This window comes from uncultured Alteromonas sp. (assembly GCF_963976965.1).
Classification (GTDB): Bacteria; Pseudomonadota; Gammaproteobacteria; order Enterobacterales; family Alteromonadaceae; genus Alteromonas; species Alteromonas naphthalenivorans.
In genome coordinates this window covers 14,550-29,198 of sequence record NZ_CAXBMP010000040.1, presented here as the reverse complement: position 1 = coordinate 29,198, position 14,649 = coordinate 14,550, and the positions used below count along the sequence as shown (strand labels likewise).

Genomic DNA, 14,649 nt, shown 5'->3' with positions numbered 1-14,649 from the left:
ATTTTGCACGCACCGCCTGCACAATCATCGTCTTCTTCTATAACCACTTCTTCTTGACGAGGTAACGGCTCATTGGCTTTAACATCTAATGCTGAAGCGTCTGTCGCACCATCGCGTGTGTTGTGGTAGTACAGGGTTTTTACACCCAGCTTGTACGTTGTTAATAGGTCTTTCAGTAACAGCTTCATAGGAACCTTGTTACCGTCATAACGGCTAGGATCGTAGTTGGTGTTAGCAGAGATAGTTTGGTCGATAAACTTCTGCATAATACCTACTAGTTGTAAGTAACCATCGTTAGAAGGAATATCCCACAACAGTTCGTACTGATCTCTTAAGCGCTCGTACTCTGGTACGACTTGCTTAAGTACGCCGTCTTTACTTGATTTGATACTAATAAAGCCACGTGGCGGCTCAACACCGTTTGTTGCGTTTGAAATTTGAGACGATGTCTCAGAAGGCATTAACGCAGACAAGGTAGAGTTACGTAAACCGTGAGTCTTGATTTCTTCACGAAGGGCATCCCAATCGTAATGAAGAGGCTCGTTACATACGCCATCAAGATCTTTCTTGTAGCTATCGATAGGCATAATGCCTTGCGAATAAGTCGTCTCGTTAAACTTAGGACACGCGCCTTTTTCTTTCGCAAGATTGTTCGATGCTTTCAGTAGGTAATACTGCATAGCTTCAAACGTGCGGTGAACTAGGCCGTTAGCGCTATGGTCTGAATACTTCACACCGTTTTTAGCTAAGTAGTAAGCGAAGTTAATAACGCCTACACCTAAGGTTCTGCGACCCATAGTGGCATTATATGCCGCTGGCACTGGGTAGTCTTGGTAATCGAGTAGGTTATCAAGTGCACGTACTGCTAGGTCTGATAATTCTTCAAATTCGTCTAGTGACTTAATTGCCCCTAAGTTGAAGGCAGATAGCGTACAAAGGGCAATTTCACCTTCTTCGTCGTTAACGTGCTGCAAAGGCTTAGTAGGCAATGCAATTTCAAGACAAAGGTTACTTTGACGTACAGGTGCCACTTCAGGGTTGAACGGGCTGTGCGTGTTACAGTGGTCAACGTTTTGAAGGTAAATACGACCTGTGCTTGCACGCTCTTGCATGAACAAGCTGAACAGCTCCATGGCTTTAATGCGCTTTTTACGAATGTTGTCGTCGTTTTCGTATTGCACATACAAACGCTCAAACTTTTCTTGATCGGCAAAGAACGCATCGTAAAGGCCAGGTACGTCAGATGGGCTAAATAATGAAATATAGTCATCTTTCATCATGCGTTGATACATGAGTTTGTTGAACTGTACGCCGTAGTCTAAGTGACGAACGCGGTTTTCTTCTACACCACGGTTGTTCTTAAGCACTAATAACGATTCAACTTCCATATGCCATAGTGGGTAGAACAAAGTAGCTGCGCCACCACGAACACCGCCTTGCGAACAGCTTTTAACGGCTGTTTGGAAGTATTTATAGAAAGGAATACAACCTGTGTGGAAAGCTTCTCCACCACGAATAGGGCTACCTAGTGCGCGAATGCGGCCAGCATTCACACCGATACCTGCTCGCTGGCTTACGTATTTAACGATAGCGCTAGCGGTGGCGTTAATTGAATCAAGGCTATCGCCAGTTTCAATGAGTACACACGAGCTAAATTGACGAGTAGGGGTACGTACGCCAGACATAATTGGCGTAGGTAATGATAACTTAAACGTAGAAGCGGCATCGTAGAAACGACGGATGTAGCTCATACGGGTATCTTTCGGGTAGTTAGCGAACAGACACGCTGCTACCAAGATATAAAGGAACTGGGCACTTTCGTAAATTTCACCGGTTACACGGTTTTGAACCAGGTACTTACCTTCAAGCTGCTTAACGGCGGCGTAGCTGAAGTTCATGTCGCGCCAATGATCGATATAGGTATCCATCTCGGCAAATTCTTCAGCAGTATAATCTTCAATTAAATGCTTATCGTATTTGCCCATCTCAACCATGTTGGTGACATGGTCAAACAGTGCAGGGGGCTCAAACTGACCGTAGGCTTTCTTGCGAAGGTGGAAAATAGCAAGGCGAGCTGCCAAGTATTGGTAATCAGGCGCGTCGGTAGAAATTAAGTCTGCAGCTGATTTGATAAGGGTTTCATGGATTTCGCTGGTATTAATACCGTCGAAAAACTGAATTTGAGCTTTAATTTCAACTTGTGAAACTGAGACGTTTTCAAGTCCTTTTGCAGCCCATGTCACCACCTTATGAATTTTTTCTAAATCGATGGATTCTTGCTCACCATTTCGCTTGGTGACGGATAAACTATTATTCATGTTACTCTGGCCGTTGTCTGTTAGCGCGCGAGGCGTGGGTATATCACCCTGTTATAATGTGTATTCTTTTTAAGTTAGTTGTTTCGCTGCGAAGTAATACATCTGCGTAAGACCATTTGCGCGAAATACACAACTAACCACGACCAACCCTAAACTTATTAGCGCATAAGTTTGAGAGATGCCGCTGAATGCTTTTCTTTAATAGTATGTTTTGTCTGATCATCCGAATAAACGCAGTAAAAGGATCGTTGTCGATCTCAATAATTTCCAAAAAATTCGCTTCGGGATCCCGCGTTGGATTAAACACAAGATAGTGAGGTTTGCCTCACAATGCAACCCAATATCTGGTGCTTAAACGACCACTTAAACTGGCACGGATTTTAGGTTAGTAGTGACTAACTTTTTAGCTTTCTACAAGCCTTAAATATACTGATTGCAAGTACTATTCGAAAAAATGATCGAGGCTTAAAATAATTTAACTTAATATCGTACTTAACACCTAAACACGATATGTGGTGTTGAAATTATCATCAAACCCCAATATGTAGTGCTAATTAATCTTGCGACACCGTATATAGTAGGTAGTTAACGTCTACATTGCGGTCAGAAAGATAAAAGCCCTGGGAAACCGGGTCCATATGTAAGCCGGTCATATCTCGTGGTAGCAAACCGGCATCATCTGTCATCTGCATAAGTTCAGAAGGTTTAATGAATCGAGAATGATCGTGAGTGCCTTTTGGCACCAGCTTTAATAAATACTCAGCGCCAACGATCCCCATCAAATAAGACTTTATATTTCGGTTTAATGTAGAGAAGAAAACATGGCCACCAGGCTTAACTAATTTAGCGCAAGCTCGCACTACCGAAGCAGGGTCGGGAACATGTTCAAGCATTTCCATACAAGTCACTACATCGAACTCGCCTGCATGACTGTCTGCGAAGGATTCAGCGGTAACACAGTGGTAGTCAACATTAATGCCCGACTCTAAACCGTGAAGCTTGGCAATTTCTAAAGACGCACTTGCCATATCGAGCCCAACAACTTCAGCACCGGCTTTCGCCATAGACTCAGCCAATATGCCGCCACCACAACCAATATCCACCACTTTCTTGTTAAACAAGCCATTGCTGTGTTGGTTAATAAAATCTAAACGAAGTGGGTTAATTAAATGTAGGGGTTTGAACTCACCTTCAGGATCCCACCACCGTGAGGCTAACTCTGAAAACTTATCAATTTCCTGCTCATCAACGTTTGTCATTTATATTTTTTCCTTTCTGCGCCTGCTTATTGTTTTGCACTAATTTATAACATCGATTTTTATATACCGATTTTGCAAAAGAACGCGCATGACTGATGCCGCTCGACAGATAGAAGCTATCTGCAATTAATTAAACACTGCCTATATAAGAGCAATAACATAACGCAAAACCAGCGTTAAGGCATCGTTTTTGGCACTTGAATGCAGTTTCGAGTGCCTGCTTGAACGAAAAATAATCGCTTGTTAACGAGTACGTAAGGAAGGGCAATTAAGCGCTACATAAATGTGTCATCAAGTGTTACACTCGAAGCAAGATTATGAGCCCATAATAACAATGCAAATCTATCGTTTGCTTCTCTATATTGTGTAGATTGAGCTAGATAGATAATGCAGAACAAACCGAAAAAAAGGGATTAAGCAGTTTATGTCTGATAACGCTAACGAAATCCTCCCCGTTAATATTGAGGAAGAGTTAAAGAACTCCTATCTCGATTACGCGATGAGCGTTATTGTCGGGCGAGCATTGCCTGACGTGAGAGATGGTTTGAAGCCTGTACACCGCCGTGTGCTGTTCGCAATGAACGAACTGAAAAACGACTTCAACAAACCATACAAGAAATCTGCCCGTGTGGTAGGTGATGTAATTGGTAAGTATCACCCACATGGTGATTCTGCGGTATACGATACTATTGTACGTATGGCCCAGCCATTCTCACTTCGCTATATGTTGGTAGACGGCCAAGGTAACTTTGGTTCGGTAGATGGCGATTCAGCCGCTGCGATGCGTTACACCGAAATACGTATGGCAAAAATTGCCCACGAACTTCTTGCCGACCTCGATAAAGAAACCGTCGACTTCGTACCTAACTACGATGGCACTGAACACATTCCAGAAGTGTTACCTACTAAGGTTCCTAACTTACTGGTAAACGGTTCTTCTGGTATCGCGGTAGGTATGGCAACTAACATTCCGCCACATAACTTAACGGAAGTTATCAACGGCTGTATTGCCCTTATTAAAGACCCATCAATTACGATTGATGACTTAATGCTTCATATCCCTGGTCCTGATTTCCCAACTGCCGCTATGATCAGTGGTCGTAAAGGTATTGATGACGCTTACCGTACCGGTCGCGGCAAAATATACATGCGCGCCAAAGCGGAAATTGAAACGGAAGATAACGGTAAAGAAACCATTATCATTAATGAAATTCCGTACCAGGTTAACAAAGCTCGCCTTATTGAAAAAATTGCTGAGCTAGTTAAAGAAAAACGTATCGAAGGAATTTCTGCACTACGTGACGAGTCTGATAAAGACGGTATGCGTATTGTTGTTGAAGTAAAACGTAACGAATCAGCGGAAGTACTACTTAACCATTTATATGCCAATACGCAGTTACAAACGGTATTTGGTATTAACATGGTTGCGTTAGATAACGGCCAGCCTAAAGTCTTTAACTTAAAAGAGACCTTAGAAGCCTTTATTCTGCATCGCCGTGAAGTCGTTACCCGCAGAACGGTATTTGAACTACGTAAAGCTCGCGATCGTGCACACATCCTTGAAGGTTTAGCTATTGCGCTAGCCAACATCGACCCAATTATTGAGCTAATTAAAGCCTCACCTGGCCCTGCTGATGCGAAAAAAGCGTTAGTGGCACAAGGGTGGGATTTAGGCGATGTATCGCAAATGCTTGAGCGTGCTGGTGATGATGCTGCACGCCCAGATTGGTTAATGCCTGAGTTTGGTATTCGTGACGGACAATACTTCCTTACCGAACAACAAGCACAAGCTATTCTAGACCTTCGCTTGCACAGACTGACTGGTCTTGAGCACGAAAAAATTCTTGAAGAATATAAACAGCTTCTAGAAGTTATCGCTGAACTACTTCACATCCTTAATAGCCCAGAGCGATTAATGGAAGTGATTGAAGAAGAGCTTGAAAAAATTCGTGACGAATTTGGTGACGCGCGCCGCACTGAAATTACTGCTGCTAGTCACGATATTGATATTGAAGACTTAATCGAACAAGAAGACGTTGTAGTTACCTTGTCTCGTGAAGGCTATGTGAAGTATCAAAAACTTAATGATTATGAATCTCAGCGTCGTGGTGGCCGTGGTAAATCCGCTACCAAGATGAAGAATGAAGATTTCATTGAGAAGCTACTCGTTGCGAATACTCATGACCACATACTTTGCTTCTCAACCCGTGGCCGTTTGTACTGGTTGAAAGTGTATCAATTGCCGTTAGCGAGCCGTAACGCGCGTGGTCGTCCAATTGTGAACATTCTTCCTCTAGAAGATAACGAGCGTATTACTGCAATTCTACCTATCAAAGAATTTGAAGAAGGTAAGTTTGTATTAATGGCGACGGCTAACGGTACGGTGAAGAAAACCGATTTAAGCCTTTATTCACGTCCACGTTCAAGCGGTATCATTGCTGTTAACTTGAACGAAGGTGATGAACTAATTGGTGTTGACATTACCCATGGTGATGACGACATTATGTTGTTCTCAGACGCGGGTAAAGTGGTTCGCTTTAACGAAAAACTGCGTGAAAGCGAAACAGGTAACGTTAAATTAGATCCTGAAACTGGCGAAGAACTATTAGCACTACGTCCAATGGGTCGTACCGCTACCGGTGTTCGTGGTATCAGATTACAAGACGACCAACGCGTTGTGTCCCTAATTGTACCTCGTGGTGATGGTCCTATCCTTACTGCCACAGAGAACGGTTTTGGTAAACGTACACCGCTTGAAGATTACCCAGCGAAGAGCCGTGCTACACAAGGTGTAGTATCGATTAAGGTTTCTGAGCGTAATGGTAAAGTGGTTGGCGCGGTTCAAGTTGATGAAGCCAATGAAATCATGCTTATTTCTGACCAAGGTACTTTAGTACGTACCCGCGTTGGTGAAGTATCAGTGGTAGGTCGAAATACCCAAGGTGTTCGCTTAATCCGTACTGTTGAGAATGAACACGTTGTTGGCTTACAACGTATAGAAGAAGTAGTAGAAGAATTGCTAGAGTTAGATGAAGATGGCAATCCAATCGCTATAGAAGAACCTATTGAGCAAGAAGAAAACGCTGCACAAGACGGCGACAGCTCAACGACAGAAGAGTAGGGTATTGCCCGCTTAATTTAAAAGCGGGCAGTTATCGGTGTTCTTTATTACAAGCGGCTTAGGCCGCTTGTTATTTTATAGGTGTTGAAAAACGCAATGAAAGAGGTTTTCAATTTTAGCGCTGGCCCGGCAAAGTTGCCTGAAGCCGTAATGCAAAAAGCACAAGCTGAATTTACTAACTGGCGCGACTCAGGTTGCTCGGTAATGGAAGTCAGTCACCGCGGAAAAGATTTCATCGAGATAGCAGCCAAAGCTGAACAAGATTTGCGCGAATTACTCTCGGTTCCTAAAAATTATCATGTTCTTTTCACCCATGGCGGTGGACGTGGTCAATTTGCAGCGGTTCCCCTTAATTTATCGTCTGCTTCAGACACCAGTCTTCACTTAGTCAGTGGGTCTTGGTCTGATGGTGCGGTGAGTGAAGCTGCGAAATACAATAATGCTGTAGTGGTAGGCGAGCTTTCTAAAAAAGAGGGTTTGCATTACATGCCGCAACCCTCACTGGCCAATGTAGATCAATCTGCAGCGTATTATCATTTCTGCCCGAATGAAACCGTTGACGGTATCGCCTACGATTGGTTACCAGAGTCTGGCGATGTACCGCTGGTTTCTGATATGTCTTCTACTATTTTGTCTCAGCCTGTTGATGTTGCTAAACACGGTCTTATTTACGCCGGTGCGCAGAAAAATATAGGCCCAAGTGGTTTGTCGGTAGTGATTGTTCGTGAAGACTTAGTGGGCAAAGCTCGTAAAGAAACACCGTCTATTTTCGACTACGCATTAGCCGCTAAAGCTGATTCTATGTATAACACGCCGCCCACGTTCTCGTGGTATTTGGCGGGGTTAGTGTTTGAGTGGCTCAAAGAGATGGGCGGCGTTGATGCTATGGCAAAACGCAACAGCGAAAAAGCATCATTGTTGTATTCTGCTATCGACAGCTCTGATTTTTATGCTAGCCAAGTACACCCAGACAATCGTTCTAAAATGAATGTGCCGTTTCAGTTGGCTAACCCAGAATTAGATGCGCTATTTTTACGCCAAGCACAAGATGCTGGTTTAATGGCATTAAAAGGTCACCGCTCTGTAGGCGGAATGCGTGCTAGCATTTATAACGCTATGCCCGTTGAAGGGGTGATGGCGTTAGTAGAATTTATGCGTGAATTTGAACGAGTAAACGGGTAGTCATGGAACAGTTAACATTAGAACCTATTAGCAAAGTATCAGGGGAAGTAAACGTTCCTGGGTCTAAAAGCCTGTCGAACCGAGCATTACTGCTTGCTGCATTAGCTGAAGGCGAAACCGAACTAACAAACTTGCTTGATAGTGAAGATATTGAGCATATGCTAAATGCGCTAACCAAACTTGGCGTTACTTATTCACTCAGTGAAGATAAAACTCGCTGTAAAGTAGTGGGTAACGGCGGGGCGTTTTCAGTTGCCGAGCCATTGGAGCTTTTCTTAGGTAATGCAGGTACAGCAATGCGGCCACTATGCGCTGCACTCGCTGCCAGTAAGGTAGAAGTCGTACTTACCGGTGAGCCGCGCATGGAAGAGCGCCCTATAGGCGATTTGGTTGATGCATTACGCATGGGTAACGCGGAAATTGAATACCTTAAAAACGACGGTTTTCCTCCGCTACAAATTAAGGGTAAGACGTTATCCGGCGGTGAAATGGAAGTAGACGGTAGTGTGTCGAGTCAATTTTTGACTGCACTATTAATGTCTGCACCCTTGTTTACTGGTGACGTGACCATTCGTATTAAAGGCGAATTAGTGTCAAAACCGTATATCGATATTACCCTAGATACCATGGCGAAGTTTGGTGTTGAAGTAAACAACGATAACTATCAAACATTCACCATTAGTGCAGGGCAATCATATCGTTCGCCAGGTAAATTTATGGTGGAAGGTGATGCTTCATCGGCTTCTTACTTCCTTGCAGCCGGCGCCATTAAAGGCGGCACGGTACGCGTAACCGGAATTGGTAAAAATAGCATCCAAGGTGATATTCGCTTTGCCGATGTGCTTGAAGCCATGGGCGCTAAAATCACTTGGCATGATGAATATGTGGAAGTAACAGGGGCTCCACTTAAGGGTATAGACATGGATATGAACCATATTCCTGATGCGGCCATGACCATTGCCACTACTGCACTTTTTGCACAAGGGCCAACCAGTATTACTAACATCTACAACTGGCGAGTAAAAGAGACTGACCGTTTAAACGCCATGGCCACTGAGCTTAGAAAGTTGGGTGCAGAAGTAGAAGAAGGGCATGACTATATAAAAGTATGGCCAACGGATATGTTAAAGCATGCTGCCATTGATACCTATAACGATCATCGCATTGCCATGTGCTTTTCGCTAGTAGCACTCAGTGATACGCCGGTAACCATTAACGACCCAGGTTGTACCCGCAAAACCTTCCCTGATTACTTCACACGGTTTGCCACACTCTATTCTTAGTCTGAAAAAAGACCTTATTTCGTTCATAGCGTATTATTTTTAAAACGAAATTTAGCCTTATGTACAATGCCATCAACGCTCGATGGCATTGCTTATCTCTACTTAACGCGTATAATTGCGCGCGATTTTTACGTATTTTATAAATTCTGGAGCAGGTATGCATTCTACACCCGTAGTCACGGTTGACGGTCCCAGCGGTGCAGGTAAGGGAACGTTAAGTAGCTTACTCGCAAAGAAGCTTGGATGGCACTTTTTAGATAGCGGCGCGATTTATCGTGTTCTGGCTGTCGCAGCTCTACACCACGACTTACCGTGCGACGATGAAGAATGTGTTGTTCCGTTAGCAACGGGTCTTGATGTAAGTTTTGAAACTGACAAAGACACCACACGTGTCATTTTGGAAGGTGAAGACGTAACTGACGACATTCGTACTGAAGAAGTGGGTAGTGTTGCATCGAAGGTTGCCGCGTTACCTCGCGTTCGTGAAGCTTTGCTTCGACGTCAACGTGCTTTTCAACAAGATCCTGGCCTTGTCGCCGACGGTCGAGACATGGGTACAGTGGTTTTCCCCGACGCAAAAGTGAAGATATTTCTTACCGCTAGCGCCGAAGCCCGTGCTGAACGTCGCTATAGCCAGTTGAAAGCTAAAGGTATGGATGTTAATATTGCGCGCCTTTTAACCGATATCAAGGCCAGAGATGAGCGAGATACACAACGTTCAGTGGCGCCATTGGTACCGGCTCAAGATGCGGTAATTATAGACTCAACGGACTTGGATATAGACCAAGTCTTTGAAAAAGCGATGGATATCATCAATTCGCGCCTTTAAGTAAGGTGAGTTTTTAAGGTATTCAAAGCAGTGCTACCACAGGGAGTGGCGGCTTTTACTAATAACCCCACGTTATCCGGATTTGAAGCGTGGATATCAACTTAAAGTTAATTTAAACCTTATGACTGAAAATTTTGCACAACTTTTTGAAGAAAGCTTACAAGAACTAGAAACACGTCCAGGTTCAATTGTAAAAGGTACTGTAGTTTCTATCGACAAAGACATCGTTCTTGTTGATGCAGGCTTGAAATCAGAAAGTGCTATACCAGCTGACCAATTTAAAAACGCTGAAGGCGAGCTTGAAATCGCTATCGGTGACGAAGTAGATGTAGCTCTAGACGCAGTAGAAGATGGTTTCGGTGAAACAATCCTTTCTCGCGAAAAAGCGAAGCGTCACGAAGCGTGGGTTGAGCTGGAAAAAGCTTACGATGATAAAGTTACCATTAAAGGTATTATCAACGGTAAAGTTAAAGGCGGTTTCACTGTTGAAGTTAACACAGTGCGCGCTTTCCTTCCTGGTTCATTGGTTGATGTACGTCCAGTACGTGACACAACTCACCTTGAAGGCAAAGAGCTAGAATTTAAAGTTATCAAACTTGACGCTAAGCGTAACAACGTTGTTGTTTCACGTCGTGCCGTTATTGAAGCAGAAAGCAGCGCAGAGCGCGAATCTCTTCTTGCTAACCTTGAAGAAGGCCACGAAATCAAAGGTATCGTTAAGAACCTTACTGATTACGGAGCATTCGTTGACCTTGGTGGCGTAGACGGTCTACTACACATTACCGATATGGCTTGGAAGCGCGTTAAGCACCCAAGTGAAATCGTAAATGTTGGTGACGAAATCAACGTTAAAGTACTTAAGTTCGATAAAGAGAAGCAACGTGTTTCTCTTGGCATGAAGCAAATGGGCAACGATCCATGGCAAGAAATTGCTTCACGTTACCCAGAAGGTACTAAGATCTCTGGTCAGGTTACGAATCTTACCGATTACGGCTGCTTCGTTGAAATCGAAGACGGCGTTGAAGGTCTTGTACACGTTTCTGAAATGGATTGGACTAACAAGAACATCCACCCATCTAAGGTTGTTAACCTAGGTGACACAGTTGACGTTATGGTTCTTGAAATCGACGAAGAACGTCGTCGTATTTCTCTAGGCCTTAAACAGTGCATCGACAACCCTTGGGAAACTTTCGCTAAGTCACACGAAAAAGGTGACAAAGTGTCTGGTAAGATCAAGTCTATTACTGACTTCGGTATCTTCATCGGCCTTGACGGCGGCATCGACGGTCTAGTTCACCTTTCTGACATTAGCTGGAACAAGTCTGGTGAAGACGCTGTTCGTGACTATAAGAAAGGCGACGAAATCTCAGCTGTTGTTCTTCAAGTTGACCCTGAGCGTGAGCGTATCTCTCTTGGCGTTAAGCAAATCGAAGAAGACCCTTTCAACAAGTATCTGACAGATAACAAGAAAGGTGCTATCGTTGTAGGTACGGTTACTGAAGTTGACGCTAAAGGCGTTACAGTTAACCTTTCTGAAGAAGTTGATGGCTACATTCGCGTTGCAGATTTATCTGTTGACCGTATTGAAGACGCAACTGAAGCTGCTAACGTTGGCGACAGCATCGAAGCGAAATTTATGGGCGTTGACCGTAAAAACCGCACCGTTAACCTATCTGTGAAAGCAAAAGATCAGGCTGACGAAAAAGAAGCTATCGACAAGGTTAATCAGCAAGAAGATGCTGGTTTTGCTAGCGCAATGGCAGAAGCATTTAAAGCTGCTAAAGGCGAATAATAAGCTATATGTGGGAGTGTCTTGCACTCCCTTGTTCGCAGTAGCTGTTTAACGATAATATTGAAACGAGGTTAGTATGACCAAGTCTGAATTAATTGAACGGCTCGCGGATCAAGCGCGTCAAATTCCTGCAAAAGATCTTGAACTGGCAATTAAAGAACTTCTCGAACAGATGGCCCAGACCCTTCAAAAAGGCGACAGGATTGAAATTCGAGGCTTCGGCAGTTTTTCATTACATTACCGCGCTCCGCGCGTGGGACGTAACCCGAAAACTGGCGAAACAGTAGAGTTAGATGGCAAATATGTCCCTCACTTTAAGCCAGGAAAAGAGCTTCGAGAAAGAGTAGACGCCTCCATAGCTTAAATAAAAAAAACCGCACATGTTGCGGTTTTTTTATCTCTATTAAAAAAAATTTGGTATATTCGTTACTTAAGTTTAAATTTATATCTGGATGCAGGTTTTATTTTCAAATCTGAATAGATTGTAGTTAATTAAATACGGTGCATGGTGTACCAATGTCGGCCGGCGAAGAACAACAAATCATAAAGCAGTATCAGCCGCTTATTCGTGCCTTAATTCCTTATGAGCAAGATAATCGCTTATTGGAAGGTATTAATAAATTTTCAAAGCGGCTCCCAGGCAATATCCGCAAAATCATTAAAGAGGAAGTCGTTAGGCTTACGTCTTTAACTGATGCATCTGCGGACAATTCTGCGTTCGCGAAATTCCCTGTCATGAAGTTTAAACATTTTGGCATCCCCATGCGTTTAGACAAAGTGGGCGCTAAAATCCTTCAAAATGAAACTGCCTTATATCAAGAACGATATACCGTAGGGGTGTTTGAATCGGTGATGAACTCCGATTTTTATCAAACACAAATTAAGCGCGATCAATTTAAAAAAATTGTTGAAGCATTTAATGTAGAAAGCCAGTCATTTACTGATATAGATTTTGGTGACGACATTGCTGTAAGACCCAACTTCACCGTGTCTTCCGTAGATTTTGAAAAGGGGAGGCATTGCACCGTAAGCTCCCTTTCTTTTACCGGTATTGCTGTTGAAACAAAACGACCGCCTAACGTTTCCACCGGGGATATTATTACCTTCGTTATACCCGAAGTAATGGGCTTAACCACCGAACCGACTGAAATTACCTACGAACTCGATGCCATTAAGTACAATAAGCACTTAGGTAAGTACGAGTCATTTTTTACGGTTTCATCAGAAACCGATCTTAGCCTGCTTAATAATTTGAAGCGCTACATTAAAGGCACGTCGTATAAACAGCCTTTGCAGCGAGACTTAGAAATTGAAAGGGCCATGCAAGACCTCGAACGCGACCGTATTTTAGAAAACAGCCCCTGGTTGCCAGTTTTTCTTTCTGCCCATCAAAAATCGCTTAAGCCAATTATTGCGCTATTTACTAAAGCGAATGTGGACAACAATAATTCAGAGAAGCTACTAGCGAGTCTGCAAGACAAAACGCATTTTGAAAATTTGGTCCAAGAATTACATAAGTACAATGAAGCTTTTATCTTCCATGGTGTGATTAAAACCAAAAGCGGTCAAATTACTATCACTGCAACCCATCGCCAACTTGTAGAACTTGGGCAACTCAATGCCATCGTTTATCTACTGGTTAAAAGTGGGGAGTTTACTTGCACGCAGTGCCGCTTAGAAGAGGTAAGCCGAGAAGATAAAGTAAAAGCATTCGCTATTCATGACATCCCTAGCAAAGAATTTGAACATCTTGCTGCGTTAAGCCATGTAATGTACTGCCGAGATATCTCTATGTACCTTACTAATTTAACCCTCAGCGAAAAGTGTGATTTTAAACCCTTATCGAAAACGCTGCGGGCTACGGGCGACAACTGGTCCATCGATTTCGTGATGGAAGATGATCTTGATAGGCGTTCTGAGACCCGCTATATCATCGATAAAGTCGCCATGATAAAAGTAGGGCTGCTATCTTCAATTAATGTACGTGTTGCCGATTTATCTGCCAGTGGTATGAAGTTAATGGTTGCCCCAGGCACTGAGCTGCAAAGCGATGTACGGGTATCGGTACCAGATCTTAAAATTAAAAATGAGAGGTATAAGGTTGTTCACTATGACGCTGCGTCAGGCGTTGTGCGCTTATGCTTAGAAGATGTGAAAAAATCTAAAGCTGGGGCAAATGTTGACGCCATGGTTGAAGAAAATACCGCGTATTTCAAAATAAGAGACATTGCGCGTATTCAACGCTCAACCCATCGATTCATTTGGGAACTAGCCGTACGCCATATGCCTTCGCTTTCTGTGCTTTGCGTCATGAACAGGCATATTCTGGATAGACTTAAAACCGTATATCAAAGCGATTCATCTGACGACTTGTACCCATTTTCTCGTACGGCAAATATTATTCCATTACATGGCTTTTTTGCTGATAAAGCGGTAGCTAAGCCTAAATCGATGATGCTTGAAGCCATGTTTAAAGGCGATGTTGAAAACAATCTAGTGGTGCATTGTGTACGTAAAAGCGACAATCGCTTGGTATACATAAAAGAAAGCGATTTTCTTTATTCTAAATTACGCACGCAAATTCAAAATCAGCTAGAAGAAGAAAAAGTGCAGGTGAGTGCCACTAATGTAACGGCTATACGCTGTTATGGCGCCACTACACCGCTGACAAAGAAGCGCTTAGCACAGCTGTCTAAACTTGATAAGGCAATGTACGATAAATTAGAAACCATGCAAGCTGGCTATACACACTGTATTTTTGTGACTAATATGTCTGCATTGCATCACGACTTGGTTATGGCCAAATTAATTGCAAAGCAAGAGCGCCCTTTATCAGAAGATGAAGCCACCGCCTAACGCTAAGTA

At 43.3% G+C, this 14,649-nt stretch carries 9 protein-coding genes; 7 read left to right on the top strand and 2 right to left on the bottom strand.

Features of this window, described 5'->3' with window-relative positions; all coding sequences use genetic code 11:
- A partial coding sequence (nrdA, locus tag AAC006_RS19680; RefSeq protein WP_339892322.1) for a class 1a ribonucleoside-diphosphate reductase subunit alpha occupies positions 1-2,318 on the bottom strand: 2,318 nt, incomplete at its 3' end.
- Positions 2,319-2,872: 554 nt separating this feature from the next.
- A complete protein-coding gene (ubiG, locus tag AAC006_RS19675; protein ID WP_126873195.1) occupies positions 2,873-3,577 on the bottom strand; it encodes a bifunctional 2-polyprenyl-6-hydroxyphenol methylase/3-demethylubiquinol 3-O-methyltransferase UbiG in 705 nt (234 codons plus the stop codon).
- Positions 3,578-4,001: 424 nt separating this feature from the next.
- Here ubiG and gyrA point away from each other — a divergent pair, with 424 nt between their 5' ends.
- The 7 genes from gyrA to AAC006_RS19640 all read left to right on the top strand — a co-directional run bounded on the left by gyrA (position 4,002) and on the right by AAC006_RS19640 (position 14,640).
- The gene (gene gyrA, locus AAC006_RS19670; RefSeq protein ID WP_288389398.1) at positions 4,002-6,698 is read left to right on the top strand and encodes a DNA topoisomerase (ATP-hydrolyzing) subunit A; all 2,697 of its coding nucleotides are present in this window, start codon (positions 4,002-4,004) and stop codon (positions 6,696-6,698) included.
- Between the two features lie 96 nt (positions 6,699-6,794).
- Positions 6,795-7,880, top strand: coding sequence for a 3-phosphoserine/phosphohydroxythreonine transaminase (serC, locus tag AAC006_RS19665; protein WP_013784171.1), 1,086 nt, complete (start codon positions 6,795-6,797; stop codon positions 7,878-7,880).
- A 2-nt stretch (positions 7,881-7,882) separates the two neighbouring features.
- Positions 7,883-9,163 (top strand): 3-phosphoshikimate 1-carboxyvinyltransferase, encoded by a 1,281-nt coding sequence (gene aroA, locus AAC006_RS19660; protein WP_013784170.1) that lies wholly within the window; start codon positions 7,883-7,885, stop codon positions 9,161-9,163.
- Between the two features lie 157 nt (positions 9,164-9,320).
- Positions 9,321-9,992 carry a (d)CMP kinase gene (gene cmk, locus AAC006_RS19655; protein ID WP_013784169.1) on the top strand — a complete coding sequence of 224 codons (672 nt, stop codon included), beginning with the start codon at positions 9,321-9,323 and terminating at the stop codon, positions 9,990-9,992.
- Positions 9,993-10,113: 121 nt separating this feature from the next.
- Positions 10,114-11,784 (top strand): 30S ribosomal protein S1, encoded by a 1,671-nt coding sequence (gene rpsA, locus AAC006_RS19650; protein ID WP_013784168.1) that lies wholly within the window; start codon positions 10,114-10,116, stop codon positions 11,782-11,784.
- A 76-nt stretch (positions 11,785-11,860) separates the two neighbouring features.
- Positions 11,861-12,148 carry an integration host factor subunit beta gene (ihfB, locus tag AAC006_RS19645; protein WP_013784167.1) on the top strand — a complete coding sequence of 96 codons (288 nt, stop codon included), beginning with the start codon at positions 11,861-11,863 and terminating at the stop codon, positions 12,146-12,148.
- Between the two features lie 152 nt (positions 12,149-12,300).
- Complete coding sequence (locus AAC006_RS19640; protein WP_013784166.1) at positions 12,301-14,640, top strand: PilZ domain-containing protein; 2,340 nt, start codon at positions 12,301-12,303, stop codon at positions 14,638-14,640.
- Positions 14,641-14,649: the final 9 nt, after the last annotated feature.

What these genes read in the sequence shown, in the direction of transcription:
- AAC006_RS19640 (WP_013784166.1), top strand. Translation starts at nt 12,301, where the DNA reads ATGTCGGCCGGCGAAGAACAACAAATCATAAAGCAGTATCAGCCGCTT.
- aroA (WP_013784170.1), top strand. Translation starts at nt 7,883, where the DNA reads ATGGAACAGTTAACATTAGAACCTATTAGCAAAGTATCAGGGGAAGTA.
- cmk (WP_013784169.1), top strand. Translation starts at nt 9,321, where the DNA reads ATGCATTCTACACCCGTAGTCACGGTTGACGGTCCCAGCGGTGCAGGT.
- rpsA (WP_013784168.1), top strand. Translation starts at nt 10,114, where the DNA reads ATGACTGAAAATTTTGCACAACTTTTTGAAGAAAGCTTACAAGAACTA.
- ubiG (WP_126873195.1), bottom strand. Translation starts at nt 3,577, where the DNA reads ATGACAAACGTTGATGAGCAGGAAATTGATAAGTTTTCAGAGTTAGCC.
- ihfB (WP_013784167.1), top strand. Translation starts at nt 11,861, where the DNA reads ATGACCAAGTCTGAATTAATTGAACGGCTCGCGGATCAAGCGCGTCAA.
- gyrA (WP_288389398.1), top strand. Translation starts at nt 4,002, where the DNA reads ATGTCTGATAACGCTAACGAAATCCTCCCCGTTAATATTGAGGAAGAG.
- serC (WP_013784171.1), top strand. Translation starts at nt 6,795, where the DNA reads ATGAAAGAGGTTTTCAATTTTAGCGCTGGCCCGGCAAAGTTGCCTGAA.